At 67.1% G+C, this 16,318-nt stretch carries 15 protein-coding genes; 13 read left to right on the forward strand and 2 right to left on the reverse strand.

Annotated features, from left to right (window positions below):
• The first annotated feature begins 388 nt into the window (after positions 1 to 388).
• The 9 genes from IPK69_08010 to IPK69_08050 all read left to right on the forward strand — a co-directional run bounded on the left by IPK69_08010 (position 389) and on the right by IPK69_08050 (position 8,138).
• Positions 389 to 1,807 carry a cysteine desulfurase gene (locus tag IPK69_08010; GenBank protein ID QQS07954.1) on the forward strand — a complete coding sequence of 473 codons (1,419 nt, stop codon included), beginning with the start codon at positions 389 to 391 and terminating at the stop codon, positions 1,805 to 1,807.
• A 39-nt stretch (positions 1,808 to 1,846) separates the two neighbouring features.
• Positions 1,847 to 2,674: a hypothetical protein gene (locus IPK69_08015; protein ID QQS07955.1), complete on the forward strand. Its 828-nt coding sequence runs from the start codon at positions 1,847 to 1,849 to the stop codon at positions 2,672 to 2,674.
• A 27-nt stretch (positions 2,675 to 2,701) separates the two neighbouring features.
• Positions 2,702 to 3,595 (forward strand): ABC transporter ATP-binding protein, encoded by an 894-nt coding sequence (locus IPK69_08020; protein QQS07956.1) that lies wholly within the window; start codon positions 2,702 to 2,704, stop codon positions 3,593 to 3,595.
• Between the two features lie 18 nt (positions 3,596 to 3,613).
• Positions 3,614 to 4,900, forward strand: a complete 1,287-nt coding sequence (locus IPK69_08025; GenBank protein ID QQS07957.1) for a hypothetical protein — start codon at positions 3,614 to 3,616, stop codon at positions 4,898 to 4,900.
• Positions 4,901 to 4,923: 23 nt separating this feature from the next.
• Positions 4,924 to 5,544 (forward strand): HYExAFE family protein, encoded by a 621-nt coding sequence (locus tag IPK69_08030; protein ID QQS07958.1) that lies wholly within the window; start codon positions 4,924 to 4,926, stop codon positions 5,542 to 5,544.
• A 116-nt stretch (positions 5,545 to 5,660) separates the two neighbouring features.
• Positions 5,661 to 5,909, forward strand: a complete 249-nt coding sequence (locus IPK69_08035) for a hypothetical protein (protein ID QQS07959.1) — start codon at positions 5,661 to 5,663, stop codon at positions 5,907 to 5,909.
• Positions 5,910 to 6,048: 139 nt separating this feature from the next.
• The gene (locus IPK69_08040) at positions 6,049 to 6,384 is read left to right on the forward strand and encodes a hypothetical protein (protein ID QQS07960.1); all 336 of its coding nucleotides are present in this window, start codon (positions 6,049 to 6,051) and stop codon (positions 6,382 to 6,384) included.
• On the forward strand, positions 6,381 to 6,731 hold the full coding sequence (locus IPK69_08045; protein ID QQS07961.1) for a hypothetical protein: 351 nt from the start codon (positions 6,381 to 6,383) through the stop codon (positions 6,729 to 6,731). The genes IPK69_08040 and IPK69_08045 overlap by 4 nt, the downstream gene beginning before the upstream one ends.
• Before the next feature lie 21 nt (positions 6,732 to 6,752).
• A complete protein-coding gene (locus tag IPK69_08050) occupies positions 6,753 to 8,138 on the forward strand; it encodes an ATP phosphoribosyltransferase regulatory subunit (protein QQS07962.1) in 1,386 nt (461 codons plus the stop codon).
• 39 nt (positions 8,139 to 8,177) lie between these two features.
• Here the strand turns inward: IPK69_08050 and IPK69_08055 are convergent, their stop codons facing one another.
• Positions 8,178 to 9,773: a hypothetical protein gene (locus IPK69_08055; GenBank protein QQS07963.1), complete on the reverse strand. Its 1,596-nt coding sequence runs from the start codon at positions 9,771 to 9,773 to the stop codon at positions 8,178 to 8,180.
• Positions 9,774 to 10,173: 400 nt separating this feature from the next.
• Complete coding sequence (locus IPK69_08060; GenBank protein QQS07964.1) at positions 10,174 to 11,700, reverse strand: hypothetical protein; 1,527 nt, start codon at positions 11,698 to 11,700, stop codon at positions 10,174 to 10,176.
• A gap of 123 nt (positions 11,701 to 11,823) precedes the next feature.
• On the opposite strand from IPK69_08060, the gene IPK69_08065 reads away from it, so the two are divergent.
• The 4 genes from IPK69_08065 to IPK69_08080 all read left to right on the forward strand — a co-directional run bounded on the left by IPK69_08065 (position 11,824) and on the right by IPK69_08080 (position 16,318).
• On the forward strand, positions 11,824 to 13,605 hold the full coding sequence (locus IPK69_08065) for a (2Fe-2S)-binding protein (GenBank protein ID QQS07965.1): 1,782 nt from the start codon (positions 11,824 to 11,826) through the stop codon (positions 13,603 to 13,605).
• 42 nt (positions 13,606 to 13,647) lie between these two features.
• Positions 13,648 to 14,985, forward strand: coding sequence for a serine/threonine-protein phosphatase (locus tag IPK69_08070; protein ID QQS07966.1), 1,338 nt, complete (start codon positions 13,648 to 13,650; stop codon positions 14,983 to 14,985).
• A 3-nt stretch (positions 14,986 to 14,988) separates the two neighbouring features.
• Positions 14,989 to 15,183 carry a hypothetical protein gene (locus IPK69_08075; GenBank protein QQS07967.1) on the forward strand — a complete coding sequence of 65 codons (195 nt, stop codon included), beginning with the start codon at positions 14,989 to 14,991 and terminating at the stop codon, positions 15,181 to 15,183.
• A gap of 67 nt (positions 15,184 to 15,250) precedes the next feature.
• Entirely contained in the window at positions 15,251 to 16,318 is a 1,068-nt protein-coding gene (locus IPK69_08080; GenBank protein QQS07968.1) for a tRNA pseudouridine synthase A, read from the forward strand.

Consider the following 16,318-nt stretch of genomic DNA (forward strand, 5'->3'; position numbering starts at 1 on the left):
CAGGCGTGGTTCCAAGCCCGGAGGGCTTGAAGGACATAGCCGGGGGCAACGCCCCCGGAACATGCCAGTGCCCGACATCACGATCCCGCAGGGATCGAACACAACCTCTCTTGTCACGCGTGGTTGACGGAAACGCCCATGGCACGGCGCGTGCCGTGTTCCATCCCTTCGGGATGGGGATGGTCGTTCGGGGTGTGGTGCTTACCGGGGGCGTTGCCCCCGGCTCCTGGCTTGCACCCCTTTGGGGTGAGGAGATTGCGGGTGATGGTGTGGGAGGGCATCGAGGTCTCACGGCGGATCACGACGGCACGGGTGTGATTGCGGTGAGGCCTCGCGGCCGTGGTTGTGGTGAAGATGATGGAGCATCAAGGGATTGGAGGGTGGGGAGGTGTCGGCTCGGAGAGCCAATCTGCCTGTGGGTGGGCCGTATCGTGTTGGCGTGATCTATCTGGACAACAACGCGACGACTCGGCCGGCGGCGGGGGTGGTGGAGGCCGTGGGGCGGGTGATGCGCGAGGGGTGGGGGAATCCTTCGAGCGTGCATCGGTTCGGGCAGGCGGCTCGACATGAGGTGGAGATGGCGCGGGCGAGGGTGGCGGCGCTGATCGGGGCGCGGCCTCGGGAGATCGTGTTCACGTCGGGGGGGACGGAGGCGATCGATCTGTGTGTGCGCGGGGTGTTAGGGGGGGAAGTGGGGAGGGGAGGACGAGGGAAACCGGTAGGAGAAGGAGACACAGGCGGGCCGCCCCCCCTCCCTGTGCCACGAGGGCAGGTAGGAGAGGTAGAGGCAGGCGGGCCGCCTGCCCCACGAGGCGAGGTAGATTCGCGCCCGGTGCTGGTGACGACTCGGGTGGAGCACGCGGCGGTGCGGGAGTTGGCCGAGGCTCTGGAGCGAGAGGGTGTGTGCGAGGTGCGGTGGTTGGAGGTGGATGGGGACGGGGTGGTGCGGGTGGATCGGTTGGAGGGGGCGATCGATGGGCGGGTGGCGTTGGTGAGCGTGCAGTGGGCGAACAACGAGACGGGGGCCGTGCAGCCGGTGATGGAGGTGGCGCGGGCGGCTCGGCGGGTTGGGGCGGTGTTCCACTGTGATGCGACGCAGTGGGTGGGGAAGATGCCGGTGGAGGTGTGGGGCGGTGATGGCGCGGCGGGGGCGGGGGTGGCGGATCTGGTGACGTTCTCGGCGCACAAGTTTCATGGGCCCAAGGGCGTGGGGGCGGTGTGGCGGAGGCCTGGGGTGGGGCTTGTGCCGCGGTTGGTGGGGACGCAGGAGGGCGGGGCTCGGGGCGGGACGGAGAATGTGGCGGGGATCGTGGGGATGGGTGTGGCGGCGGAGTTGGCGGGGGAGTGGCTTTCGGAGCCGTCGAGGCGCGAGGCATGTGCGCGGTTGAGGGAAGAGTTTGAGGCGAGGGTGCTGGAGTTGGTGGAAGGGGCAGTGGTGGTGGGGCCGAGGGGGGGAGATCAGGTAGGAGGAGTAGGCACAGGCGGGACGCCTGTGCCACGAGACTTGGTAGGCCGAATCTGGTCGACGTCGAACATCGCGTTTCCGCGGCTGGAGGCGGAGGCGTTGTTGATGCTCTTGAGCGAGCGTGGGGTGTGCGCGTCGGCGGGGGCGGCGTGCAGTTCGGGGAGTCTGGAGCCGAGCCCGGTGCTGCTGGCGATGGGTGTTCCCGAAGAGGTGGCGCACGGTGCGGTGCGGTTCTCGATTTCGAGGGAGACGACGCGCGAGGAGTTGATGGAGGCGGCGGCGATCGTGGCGGCGTGCGTGGAGCGGTTGAGGGGAAGTGGGGGGGGCGGCCGGGCGAAATAAACGGTCGATGGGGCGTCGGCACCGATATACGCTGTATCTATGACTCAATACACACAGAACCCGTACGGGTCGGACGTGATGGAGCCGCAGCAGCGTCTGAGTTTGGCGGCGTTGTTTGCGATGATCCTGGGGATCGTGTCGCTGGTGGCGTGCTGCATCCCGGTGGTGAACCTGGGTGTGGCGGGGGTGGTGGTTCTGCTGGCGATCGTGGGGTTGGTGTCGATCTCTCGGAGCGAGGGGCGGCTGCGCGGGACGGGGATGGCGATCACGGGGCTGGTGCTGGGCGGGCTGGTGCTGCTGATCGGTGGTTTGTGGACGGTGGGCGCGGCTCAGGCCGGGCCGAAGTTCTTCGGTCCCTACGGCGATGTGTTCGTGGCGGCGGAGAGTGGTGATGTGTCGCTGGCGAAGCAGGTATTGACGGGCGAGGCGGGCGACAAGGTTGATGCGTCGATGCTGGGGGCGTTCCAGAGCGAGTATCAGGCAAAGGTTGGGCACTTTGTTGGCGTGGAAATGTCGTCGATGGGCATTCTCAAGGAATGGTTGGGCATGGGGAAGTACAAGTCGCTCCTGCAGACGCTTCCCATGGAGTACCAGCAGAACGCGATCCCGATGCCTGTCCGGTTTGATAACGGGAAGGGGATTCTGTGGATGAAGTTGCCACAGACGCCGAATGGTGGAGGGAAGTACATGGCGGGTCCGATTGTGGATGCGGCGTTGCTCGTGGAGGGGGGGTCGGAGATCATTTATCTGTACCGAGGCCGTAATAGCCACCCGAGCCACGGGACGACGCCGGAGAAGGTGACGGAGCCGACGCCCTCGGAGACTCCGTCGGCGCCCGTGCCGAGCGAGGTCCCGGCGACGCCGTGATGCGAGTTGCGTGAGGAGGCGTTGGGGATGGAGACCCAGGACCGCGAGGCGGTGATCTCGTGCCGGGGCGTGGTGAAGCGCTTCGAGGGGCGGACGGTCTTGTCGGGGATCGACCTGGACGTCTATCGCGGCGAGACGATGGTGATCCTTGGGGGTTCGGGGTCGGGGAAGAGCACGCTCTTGCGTCACTTCATCGGGTCGGTCAAGCCCGATGAGGGGACGATCGGTGTGCTGGGGACGAATCTGTGCTCGGCGACGCCGTCGCAGATGGATGAGGTCCGCAAGCGGTTCGGGATTCTGTTTCAGAGCGGGGCTCTTTTCAACAGCATGACGATCGCGCAGAACGTGGCGCTGCCGATGCACGAGCACACGGACCTGGACGCGGGGATCATTGATATCCAGGTGAAGATCAAGTTGGAGTTGGTGGGCCTGCGCGAGCACGCGGACAAGTATCCGGCGCAGATCTCGGGAGGGATGAAGAAGCGGGCGGGGCTGGCGCGGGCGCTGGCGCTCGATCCGGAGATTCTGTTCTATGACGAGCCGAGCGCCGGGCTGGACCCGGTGACGAGCGCACAGATCGACCAACTCATCATCGCGTTGTCGAAGCAGTTGGGGGTGACGAGCGTGGTGGTGACGCACGAGATGGACTCGGCGTTCGCGATCGCGGATCGGATGGCGATGCTGGACAAGGGGCGAATGCTGCGGGTGGAGACGCGGGAGTGGTTCGATCGGGTGCGTTCGATGGCGTCGGGGGACGCGGCGGGGTTGAGCGAGGACGAGCGGCTGATCCGACAGTTTCTGCGGGGGGATGCGGAGGGGCCGATCACGGAGCGCCGGGACGCGGCGTCGTTCGCGGAGGACCTGCTGGGGGGCGGGGGCGGGGCGGAGGCGTTGCCGAGCCTCATGCCGACGAGGCGGTAGGCTCGATATGTAGACATCATGACGTCGTACAACAAGACCAACTTATTGGCTGGGGCGTTCCTGCTGGGCGGGCTGGCGCTGGCGGTGTGGGTGAGTTTCATGCTGTCGGACCGGTCGGCGTATGCGAGCGTGCGCCGATTCACGGTGCGCTTCGAGTTGGGCGAGGGGGTGACGGGGCTGAAGCACGGCTCGCCGGTGTATCTTGGGGGGAAGGACGTGGGGCGGGTGCTGGGGGTGGAGTTCATCATGAACGACGGGGAGGGCGGTGCGGCGAGCGGATCGGTGCCCGAGGCGCTGGCGGTGAAGGTGGAGATCCGGTCGGACGTGACGCTGTACGACGGCGCGGGGATTTTTCTGGATCGGCCGCTGCTTGGGAACCTGAGTTCGTTGAACATTGCGAGCGTGGGGGACGCGGGGCTGACGCTGTCGGGTGGATCGCCTCGGATAGAGGACGGGGATGTGATCGAGGGTCGGATCGCGCCGCCGGCGTTTCTGGCGCAGGCGGGTTTCGGGCCTGAGCAGGCCGCGATGATGAAGGAGACGATCCGGGACGTTCAGGCGACGGCGCGTCGGGCGAGCGAGATGGTGGAGCGTGTGGGGCCGGAACTGGAGAGCGCGGCGACGGAGATCGATTCGCTGGCGTGGGATGTCCGGATGCGCGCCAAGGACTGGGCGGCGTCGATCGACACGATCGTCGCGGACATGAAGACGGCGTCGGGGAAGGTGAACCCGCTGCTCGACGAGTCGCGCGCGACGGTGGTCTCGCTGCGGGCGATGGTGGACGAGAACCGCGAGAACGTGGACGGGATTCTGGCGAGCGCGCGAAAGGTTGCGGAGCGGCTGGACACGGAGGTGATGGAGTCGATCCAATCGGGAGTGCGCGACGCGACGGCGGCGCTCAACGGATTTTCGAGAACATTGACGCGCGTGGACGAGTTGATGGCGAGCGAGGCGCCCGGGGTGCGGCGGAGCCTGGCGAACTTCCGGTTGATGTCGGATCAGTTGAAACTGGCGGCGATCGAGATCCGGTCGCAGCCGTGGCGGCTGCTGATCCGGCCCGAGAGCAAGGAACTGTCGGCACAGTTGCTGTACGACTCGACACGGGCGTATGCGCAGGCGGCGAGCGATCTGAAGGCGGCGAGCGAGTCGCTCGAGGCCTTGATGGCGTCGGCGAGCGATGTGCCTGGGGCGGGGGTGGGGCGTGAGAGCCTCGATGAGGTCTCGCGCACGCTGACCGAGGCGCAAGCGAAGTACAAGGAGGCCGAGGCGGCTCTGCTGGACCGGCTCATTCGGGCGCGGGAGTGATGGGGCGCTGGTAGGATGGTGGGATGGCGCAGCGCCGGCACCACTATGAGCGGGCCTTTGAGGAGTTCGTGCGGGAGCGGCGGATTCCGTATGTGGCCGTGGACGAGGCGAAGAAGGCGCTGGTGGGTGACTCGTCGGGAACGCGGCTGTCGCGGGGCGACTCGGGATTGAGGTCGCTCAAGTCGTTCGACTTTGTGATCTATGGCGGGGACACGAACCTGCTCCTGGAACTCAAGGGGCGTCGGGTTCGCGCGCCCAAGACGCGGAAGGTTCGGTTCAACGAGGATGGGGTGCTGCATGTGCCGCCGGCGAAGACGAGGCTGGACTCGTGGGTGACGCTGGAGGACATCGAGTCGTTGCGGGAGTGGGAGCGGCTGTTCGGGGCGGGGTTCATGGCGGCGTTCGCGTTTGTGTATTGGTGTGATGAGCAGCCGCCGGATTCCTTGTTCACGGAGGTCTTCGAGCATCGTGGGCGGTGGTACGCGATGCGGGTGGCACGGGTCGAGGAGTATGCACGGGTGATGAAGACGCGGAGCACGCGCTGGGGGACGGTGCATGTGCCCGGGCCGGTCTTTGAGACGATCAGCACGTCGTTTGGGGCGCCGGGGTGGTCGGCGGCGGGAGGTGTTCCTGCCCGCACATAGCCCTGACGGGGTGGGGCTGGTGTGGTGTGGGGGTGCTCGTGGCGGCGGCATAACCTTGGTGAGACGGGGCAACTGCCCCTGGGGCGGGGGCGAATATGGACGCGATGGGAGCCGTCATGAATCGAGCCGCGATGTTGTCTCTGGTGCGTGTGGTGGTGATCGCGTTGGCGCTGGGCTCGGCCATTGGGCCGGTGTCCACGGCGCGGGCGCAGTCGTCGCAGAAGATCGAGGAGATCCGTCCGCCGGCTCCGGGGAAAGAGGATGACACGCACAGTTACGTGCTGAACATGCTCATCGCGATCGCGCTGATGGGGATCGTGGTGGGGGCGGCCGTGATCCCGAGCAAGCGCGGGCACCAGGACTAACGAGCCACGCGTGGATGGGTTGTGGCGTGCGTCGCCGGTACCGGTGTCGTGAGACGTGCGTGGAGCGGGCGTTGGTGTCGGCGCTGTGATGACGCACGCACCCATTGACCGGCAACGCTGGGAGTGGTGGAAGGAAACCATGGGCGACTCGAAGGTTGAATCGCGGGATGGACACAGGGCGGGCGGGGCGCGCCGTGGTCGTGTGGCGATGCTCGTTGGCGTGAACGCGATTCTGGTCGGCGGGCTGGCGATGAAGTGGTCGCCCATGGCGTGGGCGCAGGACCGGTCGCGGCCTCGCGGGGAGTACACGATGGTCAGCGGGCGGCTCCCCAGTGGCGGGCCCGAGGCGATCTATGTCGTGGACGCGGCGAACGAGGAGATCGTGGCGCTGCGCTGGGACAACGGGCGGCAGGCGCTGGTGGGGATCGGGTATTCGCAGATCGGCAGCGAGGCCGAGCAGGATCCGGGGCGATGAGCGAGACGCGCACGAGCACGGGTGGAACGGCGATGCGCCTCGTGGAGCGCGGGCTGTGGCTCCTGGCGGGAGTGCTCGCGGGGGCGATGCTGTTTGGGGGCGATCGCGGGGCGACGATCACTATTCCCGGGGTGTCGGCGGCGAACGCGGCGGTGGTCTCGAAGGCCGGGGCGTTGACGGTGCTGACGGCCGAGGGGACCAACGACGAGATGCTGATGGTGCTGGACTCCCGGCGTGAGGAGTTGCTGGTCTATCGCACGAGCGCGCAGAACGGGATGCAGTTGTTCCAGCGGATCCCGCTGGCGGACCTCTTTCGCGATGCGCGGCTTCGGGCGCGCGGGCAGTAGCGACGTATCCTTGCGTCGCGCATGAGCAGCGAGAAACACCAGGGCGGAAGGGCGGCAGTGCCGGCGTCTCCCAGCGGGACGCGGGACTTCTATCCGGCGGAGATGCGCCGGCGGCAGTACCTCGAGCGCGCGTGGCGCGACGCGGCAATCCGGCATGGGTTCGAGGAGATCGACGGGCCGACGTTCGAGCACCTGGACCTGTACACGATCAAGAGCGGCGAGGGGATCGTCAGCGAGTTGTTCAGTTTCCAGAGGGCGGGGGGCGAGAAGACGTATGCCTTGAGGCCGGAGTTCACGCCGACGCTGGCGCGGCTGTATGCGCAGCGGGCGGGGTCATTGCCGAAGCCGACGAAGTGGTTCTGGCAGCAGTCGTGCTTCCGGGCGGAGCGCCCCCAGCGCGGGCGACTGCGCGAGTTTTTGCAGTGGAACGTGGATGTGGTGGGCGTTGGGGGGGGAGAGGCGACGGTGGAGTCTTTGGCGCGGGCGGATGCCGACGTGATCGCGTGCCTGGTGGATCTGCTCGCGACGCTGGGTTTGCGTGAGAGTGATGTGCGTGTGCGGCTGAGCCATCGGGGCGTGGCAGGGGAGATCCTGCGATCGATCGGGGTGGGAGAGGGCGGCGTGGACCGCGCGCTGCAGGCGCTGGACAAGGTCGCGAAACTCCCGGCCGTGGAGGCCGAGAAGATGTGTGGTGAGGCGGGGTTTGTGCTTGATGCGTATCGCGAACGGGCGAGAGCAATTGAGCAGGCGTACGCGTCGGGTGGGGAACTGACGATCGTTGGGGGGAGTGAGATTGGCGGGGGGGGCGGCGGTGCCGCGCTCGCGGCGTTGCGAGGCGAGTTGGAGGCGAGCGGGATCTCGGCGTGGTGCGTGCTGGATCTCTCGATTGCGCGGGGGCTGGCGTATTACACGGGGACGGTGTTTGAGGCGATCGCGGATGGCGAGCGCGCGGTGGCGGGGGGCGGGCGGTATGACAATCTGATCGGGCTGTTTGGTGGGCCCTCGACGCCGGCGATCGGGTTCGGGATGGGAGATGTGGTGCTTGGGCTGGTGCTCGAGTCGCGTGGGCTGTGGCCCGATGATGCGGCGATGATGGATGCGCTCTCGGCACGGCCGGCGTCGCGGAGGCCCGAGGCGTTTGTGATCTCCAACGGGACGGCGGAGGCCGACGGCGCGGTGCGCGGGCTGGTGGCGCGGCTTCGCGCGGCGGGCCTGCACGCGCGGACGACGTCGAAGGCGACGAAGAACGTCGGGAAATTGCTGCAGGAGGCGTCGGCCTTGCACGCGAGGGCCGCGGTGATCGTGGAATCGATGACGACGGCGAGCGTGAAGGACCTCAAGACGGGGGAGCAGAGCGAGAAGCCGATGGGATTTGGGGAGGTTGTGGAGGGGCTGCGGCGGGGGTGAGCGATCCGAGTTGTGCAGCGGCGACCCGGTGTCGACGGTCTACCAGATAAACCGCATGCGGCCGAAGTCGGGGATGGGGATGCTGCCCTTCCATTTGGGGGCGGGGAAGTAGACGACGAAGGCCTTGCCGATGAGGAGTTTTCGGTTGACGACGCCTCGGGTGGGGTCGATCTCGTCGGCCCAGGGGTTGTTGGGGGGCCAGGTTCTGGCGTCCTGGGAGTAGGGGCTGTTGTCGCCACAGACGAAGAACTGGTCGGGGCTAAGGCGCATGGTGGTGATGGGGTGGGTGGCGCGGGCGGGGGTGTCGCGGGCGAGGAGTTGGGGCTGGTAGTAGACATCGCGGGCGAGGGCGACGCGGTAGAGGGTGAAGGGCCCGGCGCCCTTGAACTCCCAGCGGACGGTGGAGGCGAAGTAGGAATCGGGGTCGGTGAGGAGGCCGGGGTCGCGAGCGATGATGGCGGACCAGTCGGGGCCGAGGTTGGTGGCGGCGCGGACGCGCTCGTCGGGTGACCAGGCGTACTCGGCTCTGGCGATCTCCTCGCCATCGACAAAGAGGGTCAGGGTCTGATCGATGTTCCAGAACTCGATGTTGGCGACCTGGCCCGGGCTGAGCGCGCCGGAGAGGTTGGCTTTGGCGAGGTCGGTCCATGGCGCGTCCTGGTCGCCGCTGTCGAGCGAGCGCACCCGGAGGACGACGCTGGTGGGGGTGAGGTCGGCGCGGAACTCGTGGCGGCGGGCAGTGATGACGGCGGAGAGGGCGGCGTCGGGGCTGGTAGGGCGGAAGCCCAGGGACATGGCGAGATCGCCGACGGGGAATCGGTCGTGGGGGGCGTTGGTGGTCTGGTCGTAGGCGTAGTAGTCGCGAAGGGGTCGGCGGGCGGCATCCCACGAGAGCGTCGTCGGCGTGGAGGCGGAGTAGGTATAGATGCCGGTTGAGGTGTCCCACCCCCCCGCGCCAGAAGTCGTCGCCGGGAGCCAGGGGGATCGGAAGGTGGAGCCGGATTTGGGGGTGTACTGCGAGTCGAAGACGGGCTGGAGCATGGAGCGCTGGATGCGTTCGGGCTTGTGGACGCAGCGCCAGCCGGGGAGGTTCCAGGCATCATGGGAGGGGGCATCGTGAGTAGGGTCGGCTGAGTCGGCCTCGCTTGGGGTGCGGGCGAAGACGTCGCCGTCGATGAGGGCGATCCAGTCGCCGGGGAGGCCGAGGAGGCGCTTGATGTAGTTTTCCTGGGGGTTGGTGGGGTTCTTGAAGACGATGGCGTCGAAGCGGTGGGGGGCGCCGAGTTTCAAGACGAAGATGCGGTCGCCCGAGCGGAGGCGCTGGTTGAAGGTGGGTGGGAGGTCCTGGGCGGTGAGGGGGTTCTTGAGTTTGAGGGGGTTGCCCGCGGTGCCCTGGGTTGATTCGCCCATGGCGGTGTTGCGTCGCATGTCGCGCGGAGCGACGACCCACTCGTTGCCGGCGTTCTCGTCGCGGACCTGGAGGTGCTGGCCCAGGAGGGTTGGGCCCATGGATCCCGTGGGGATCTGGAAAGGCTCGATGACGAAGCCGCGGAAGACGAAGGCGAGGGCGAAGGCGATGATCATGGAGATCACCGTCTCCTTGATGTGGGAGCGGGCGGCGTGGGAGGCGGTCATTGGGGTGAGGGTAGGGTGGGGTTGGGGAGGTGAGGGTGGGGAGGTGAAGAGGTGAAGAGGTGAAGTGGTGAGGGGGTGAGGGGGGGCAGTCGCGACTCGCCATTGGCGCGTCTCGCGGGGCTGTCTGAATCGTTCGGCGTCGGTGTTTTCTCTCCCGGCAGGCCAGCGGAGAGACGTTTCTGGCCAGCGGAGAGACGTTTCATGGCAGCGGAGAGACGTTTCATGGCAGCGGAGAGACGTTTCATGGCAGCGGAGAGACGTTTCATGGCAGCCCAGAGGCGTTTCATGGCAGCCGAGAGGCGTGTCATGGCAGCCGAGAGGCTCGGCAGGCATGCCGAAGGGTGTGGGAGGCGTCAAAGTTGCGCGTGGGAGGGGGCGAAGGGATCGTTGACCCTGGGTGTTATGCGCCACCGCCGCCGCCACCGCCACCCGGACCTCCGCCGCCGCCACCACCACCACCGCCCCGGCGTCGGCGACGTCGGCGCTTGCGGGGGGGGTGGCCAGAGCCGGAACCCGGCTCACGCTCACCTTGATCTCGTGGCCCGGCGTCTTTGTTGGAGGACGGGCCGGTGTCGCGTGGGGGTCGAGCGCGATCGGGGCCGCCGACGTCTTGTTCGTCGAGGGCGGCCATGATGTCGTCGATGTTGTCGTCGATGTTGTCGTCGATGTTGTCGTCGGCGGTGTCGCGCTTTGGTGGCGATGCGGGTCGGGGGTGAGGGGGGGGGTGAAGGGGGGGGCGATCGGCGCGGGGGGAGTCCGGTTGATTGCGTGCCGGGCCCGGCTCATGTGGAGTCGGCGGCGAGGCGCGATCGGGCCGCGTGCCCCGATCGGATGGCGATGTTGGCGAGCCGGACCCCTGGCGTGATCCTCCGCCCGAACGCGATCCATCTCCGCCGCGGGGGGGGCGGGGGGGGTGGGGGGGGCGAGAGTGGGGGGTGGGGAACTCGCGGACGGGTCTGGTGGTTGAGACGGGCGGGGTGAGGTCCTCGACGGGAATGGCGACCTGGCGGATCTTGCCATCGGTGCCGATCTCGTCGAGTTCGACGAGGACGAGTTGGGTGAGGATCTGGGAGTCGAGGACCAGGCCATCGCCCTCGGGGGTGCCGACGCGGGACTTTCGGCGGGGGAGTCTCTTGGCGAGTTCGGCGTAGGACTCGTCCTCGTATCGGAGGCAGCACATGAGCCGTCCGCAGCGGCCGCTGATCTTCATGGGATCGAGGGTGGCCTTCTGGACCTTGGCGGACTTCATGCTGACGGGCTTCAAGACCTTCAGGAAGTTTTTGCAGCAGCAGTACTGCCCGCACTTCTCGTAGTCGGCGGTGAGTCGGGCCTCGTCGCGGCTGCCGACGTGGCGGAGATCGATGCGCTCGTGCAACTCGTCGGAGAGGAGTTTCAGGAGGTGCGAGAGGTCGAGGCGTTCCTCGCTCGTGTAATAGACGATCAGCCGCTCGTTGCCCAGGAGGGCCTCGACATCCACGATCTTGAGGGGCATCTTCAGCGACTCGGCGAGGCGGCGGGCCTTGAGGCGCAACTCGTGACGCGACTGCTCGATCTTGGCCTGCGTGTCCATGTCCTCGAGCGTCGCCACGCGGAGGACGCGGCCGTCGGTGGAGAAGGGGTAGTCGCGGCCGCCGGAGTGATCGATGTACTGGAGCATCTGCTTTCGGGAGACGCTCTTGCCGCAGCCGGAGTTGGGGCAGGTGGTGGTGAGCATCTCCCCGATCTCGGTCCCGCGATGCGTCCTGATGACGATCTTGCTGCCGCAGCCGGGCTTGGCGTCGCCGTCGTAGGGGAACTCGCCGACCTGGAACATCGCGCCGTATCGCACCACCATCGTCTTGGGCGGCGTGAGATCGGCGTAGGTCTTCTGGTCGGCCTCGTCGGCGAGAAGATCGGCCTCGAACTGGGGAAGGGGAAGAATGGGCATGGTGGGAGCAGGGAAGACGATGGTTCGCGTCGCCACATCGGTGGCCGCGTGCGGTTTGAAGGCTAGGGCGTTTGTTTGCCGAGGGTTGGGGACGCAAGTGATGGGCGACTAGGATTGCGACCTATGCCCTCGATCATCATCAATGGCGTGAAAACCGAGTTCAAGCCCGGCCAGACCATCCTTCAGGTCGCCAACGACCTGGTGGTGCGGGGCGAGGTGGGCGAGCACGCGGAGATCCCGCAGTACTGCTATCACGATGGTCTGTCGGTGGTGGCGTCGTGCCGGATCTGCCTCGCAGAGTGCTATGCGCCCAACCCCAAGAGCGGGGCGATCGAGCCGTTCATGGGCGGGAAACTCATCCCGACGTGCCAGACGCCGGCGGTGGACGGGATGGTGGTGCACACGGACTCGCCCAAGGCCGTCGCGAATCAGAAGGCGGTCATGGAGTTCCTGCTCATCAACCATCCACTGGATTGTCCGGTGTGCGACCAGTCCGGCGAGTGCTTCCTCCAGGACTACTCGTACCAGTTCGGCCGGGGCACCTCCCGCTTCGAAGAGCAGAAGGTCAAGCAGCCCAAGAAGGACCTGGGGCCGAACGTGCTGTTGTACAGCGACCGCTGCATCATGTGCACGCGGTGCGTGCGGTTCACGCGCGAGGTGGCGGGGACGAGCGAGTTGATGGTGCAGGGGCGCGGAAATAAAGAAGAAATCGACGTCTTCCCGGGCGTCGCCCTCGACAACGAACTCTCCGGCAACGTCGTGGATCTCTGCCCCGTCGGCGCCCTCCTCGACAAGGACTTCCTCTTCGCCCAGCGCGTGTGGTTCCTCAAGGAAACGCCATCGATCGATGGCATCACCGCGAGCGGGGACAACATCTGGGTGCACCACAACGAGGGGAAGGTCCACCGCATCAAGCCCAGGACCAACGACAAGGTCAACAAGTGGTGGATCACCGACGAGGTGCGTCACGGCTGGTCGTTTGTGCACAGCCAGGATCGGCTGACGTCGGCCATGCGCCGGCATCACGGGCGTCTCGTCGAGACGGACTTCGCCAAGGGATACGCGGACGCGATCGAGGGGATCGCCGCGGCGACGGGGCGTGGCAAGCGCCTGGCTGTCATGGTCAGCCCGATGCTGTCGTGCGAGGAGGCGTTTCTGCTCGCCCGGTTGGCATGGCGTCTGGACCCGAGGGCGATTCTGGCGGTCGGGCCTGTGCCGGTGTTGGGGCAGGATCGGTACTACCCCAAGGGGATCAAGGCGGATGATCCGAAGGCGTTCCGCGTGAGCGCGGAGAAGTGTCCCAACGCGCGGGGTGTGCGGCGGGTGCTCTCGGGGTTTGGCGGGGCGTCGCACGTGGCGAGTTACGAGTCGCTGGTGAAGATGCTGCAGGAGCCGGGGGGATCGGTCGGGGCGGTGATCCTGACGGGGAACTATCCGAGCGAGTGGGGGACGGCGGAACTCAAGAAGGCGCTGGCGGGGGAGTTCGTGGTGCTCGTGGACACGCTGGCGTCGAGCGTGATGGACGTGGCGAGCGTGGTGCTGCCTGGGGCGACGTGGGTGGAGAAGGCGGGGACGTTCGAGAACGTCGGCGGTCTGCTACAGGCGTTCGAGCAGGCGATCCCGGTGATCGAACTCGCCAAGAGTGAGGGGCAGATCGCTCTGGATCTGGAGGCGGTCTTGGATGGCTCGCCGCCGCCGAGCGAGCGGGCGATGCCCGTGCCGGTGATCTCGACGAAGGCGCAGGTGCCGGCGGGGGCGCGGGTGGCGGTGGCGTGGCGCGAGGTGTACGACGCGGCTCGAGTGCGCGGCGAGATGGTGGCGGCGGGGCTGTCGGCCTTCGGCGAGGTGTCGAGGCCATCACCCAAGGCGGCACGCACGGCGGACATGGAACTGGTGGAGATCTAGATCCAGTGGGGGCGAAGATGTCGAGGAATCGCGGGTGTCGGCATGGGTGATGTGGGTCCTGCGGGCACGCGGCGCGAGGGCGGTCGTGCGTCGGCGCGGGACGAGCGTCTGCGTGACATCATCGATCTCTTGAAGACCACGAGCCGGTATTCGGACGATCCGCAAGAGTCGGTGCTGGCGTATGCGCAGCGGGTTCGGAAGATATCCGAGGCGGATCGGGTGGTCTCGATCTCTCGTCGGGGCCTGGAGTCGCCCTTCTATCGCGTGACGCGGAGTTCGACCTGGCCGATCGCGCTGGATCCGTGGAAGGAGCGCGAGCGATTGCCGCTGTTCGAGGGCGGGCTGCTCTCGGAACTGATCTATGCGGGGGAGCCGCGGCTGATCGATGACGTTCGCGTGACGGCGTTGGACCCGGCGGCGGAGTATCTGGAGGGGATGAGCAGCCTGGTGGCGCTCCCGACGTGGGACGACGGCGAGGCGCTGAACATGGTCGTGCAGATGTCGGCGAGGCCGTACGCGTTCGATCCGTCGCGACTCCCCGAGATGCTCTGGATCAGCAACCTCTTCGGGCGTGTGACGAAGAATCTGGTGCTGTCTCGCGAGGTGAAGGAGGCGTACGCGGCGCTCGATCGGGAGTTCCGCGTCGTGGGGGAGATCCAGATGGCGCTCCTGCCGCAGGAGACGCCGGCGATGCGGACGCTGGACCTCGCGACGCACTATCAGACGAGCACGCAGGCGGGTGGCGACTATTTCGATTTCTTTCCACTTCGCGAGGGGCGTTGGGCGATGCTGGTGGCGGATGTCTCGGGGCACGGGACGCCGGCGGCGGTGCTGATGGCGATCCTGCACGCGATCGCGCACATGATGCCCCGGGACGCCGGCAATGGCGGGCTGGAGCCGCATCGCGCGATGGAGTTCATCAACACGGCGATCACGACGAGGTACACGTCGAGGCTTGGCTCGTTCGTGACGGTGGTGTACGCGGTCTATGACGATCGGTCGCGAATGCTGACGCTGTGCAACGCGGGGCACCCCCGGCCGCTGCTTCGCCGGCGGGATGGGCGCGTGGAGGAAATCGACGGGAATGAGGTGGGTTTGCCGATCGGGATCACGTCGGACGCGTCGTACGCCTCGCGGTCGATCCGGTTGGAGCCGGGCGAGTCGCTGGTGGTGTATTCCGACGGCATCACCGAGGCGTTCAACGACCGGCGCGAGATGTATGGCGTCGAGCGCCTCGAGCGCGTGATCCGCGAGAGTGGCGGCGAGATCGGGAACGCTTCGGCGTTGCTGTCGGCGGTTATCGAGGATCTTGGCGCGTTCGCGGGATTATCGAATCGGAGCGACGACCGGACCATCGTCGTCGCGTCGGCGAGGGAGTGAGCGATGCCGAGCGTGACGACATCGATCGTGGTGATCGTGGGGCTGATCCTGCTGCTGGGGGTGCCGTTCACGCTGTGGTGGTGGAAACTCGCGGACAAGTGGGCCGACGCGGAGCATCGGCGGTTCCGCGACAAGAAGGACGAGCGCGAGCGGGTGGTGGTGGACGACGAGGCGGACGGATCCGAGCGTGAGACGTAGAGGCGTTCTCTCGATGTTCGTGGCGGGTTGGTGGTGTGGGTGTGCTCCGGGTGGTTTTGGTGAGTGCGTGCCGAGATACAAACTGACCATCGAGTATGACGGGACGGAGTTCTGCGGGTGGCAGAAGCAGGAGCCGCTCGCGCCGGAGGAGGGTGATCCGCGGGCGAGCGCCCATCTGCTCAGGCATGTCGAGGCGGGGTTGGTGGCGGGGACGCCGGGTCGGATCGCGCTGCGGACGGTGCAGGCGGTGGTGGAGCGGGCGGTGCGTGAGATCGTGCGCGAGCCGGTGATGGTGCAGGGAGCGAGCCGGACCGATGCGGGGGTGCACGCGCGGGGGCAGGTGGCGGCGTTTACGTGTTCGGGTGATGATGCGGTTGGAGGAGAGGAAGACACATGCGGGACGCCCCCCCTCCCTGTGCCACGAGAAGAGGTAGGGCAGGTAGGGGCAGGCGGGCCACCTGCCCCACGAGAGAAGGCAGAGGACTTGGCCGCGGACGAGGTGATGACCGGCACTCGGCACGGCGGGTGGCCTGTGTCGCGCGGGCTGGATCGACTCCGCCGTGCGATCAACGGACGACTGCCGGGTGATGTGCAGGTGGTCCGGGTCGAGCACGTCGAGGATTCATTCGATCCGATCGGGGATTGCACGAGCAAGGGGTACTCGTACTTGTTGCACGTGTCGCCGCCGCCGCCGTTTGGATCCGGGTTGCGTGCGATGTGGGATCGACGATTCTGCCTGCACGTGTGGCACGCGTTGGACATCGATCATATGAACGAAGCGGCGCGAGTTCTGGTGGGCGAGCACGATTTCGCCGCCTTCGCGGCCGCGGGACATGGGCGACTGACGACGGTGCGCACCATCTACGAGTGCAAGGTGGTGGACGCGACTCCAACCACCGGAAGCGATGCCGACGAAAGCCCTTGGCCCCGGCGCCTCCGCGTCGAGGTCTCGGGCAGCGGCTTCCTCTACAACATGGTCCGCATCATCACGGGAACACTCATCGAGGCTGGGCGAGGGAGGCTCTCGCCCGACGACATTCGGCGAGCATTGGAGGCGAAGGATCGCCGGCTCGTGGGACCGACTTCGCCGCCGGAGGGGTTGTGTTTGGAGTGGGTGAGGTACAAGGATCTGTAA

The sequence above is a fragment of the Phycisphaerales bacterium genome, from assembly GCA_016699835.1.
In the GTDB taxonomy this organism is placed as follows: Bacteria; Planctomycetota; Phycisphaerae; order Phycisphaerales; family UBA1924.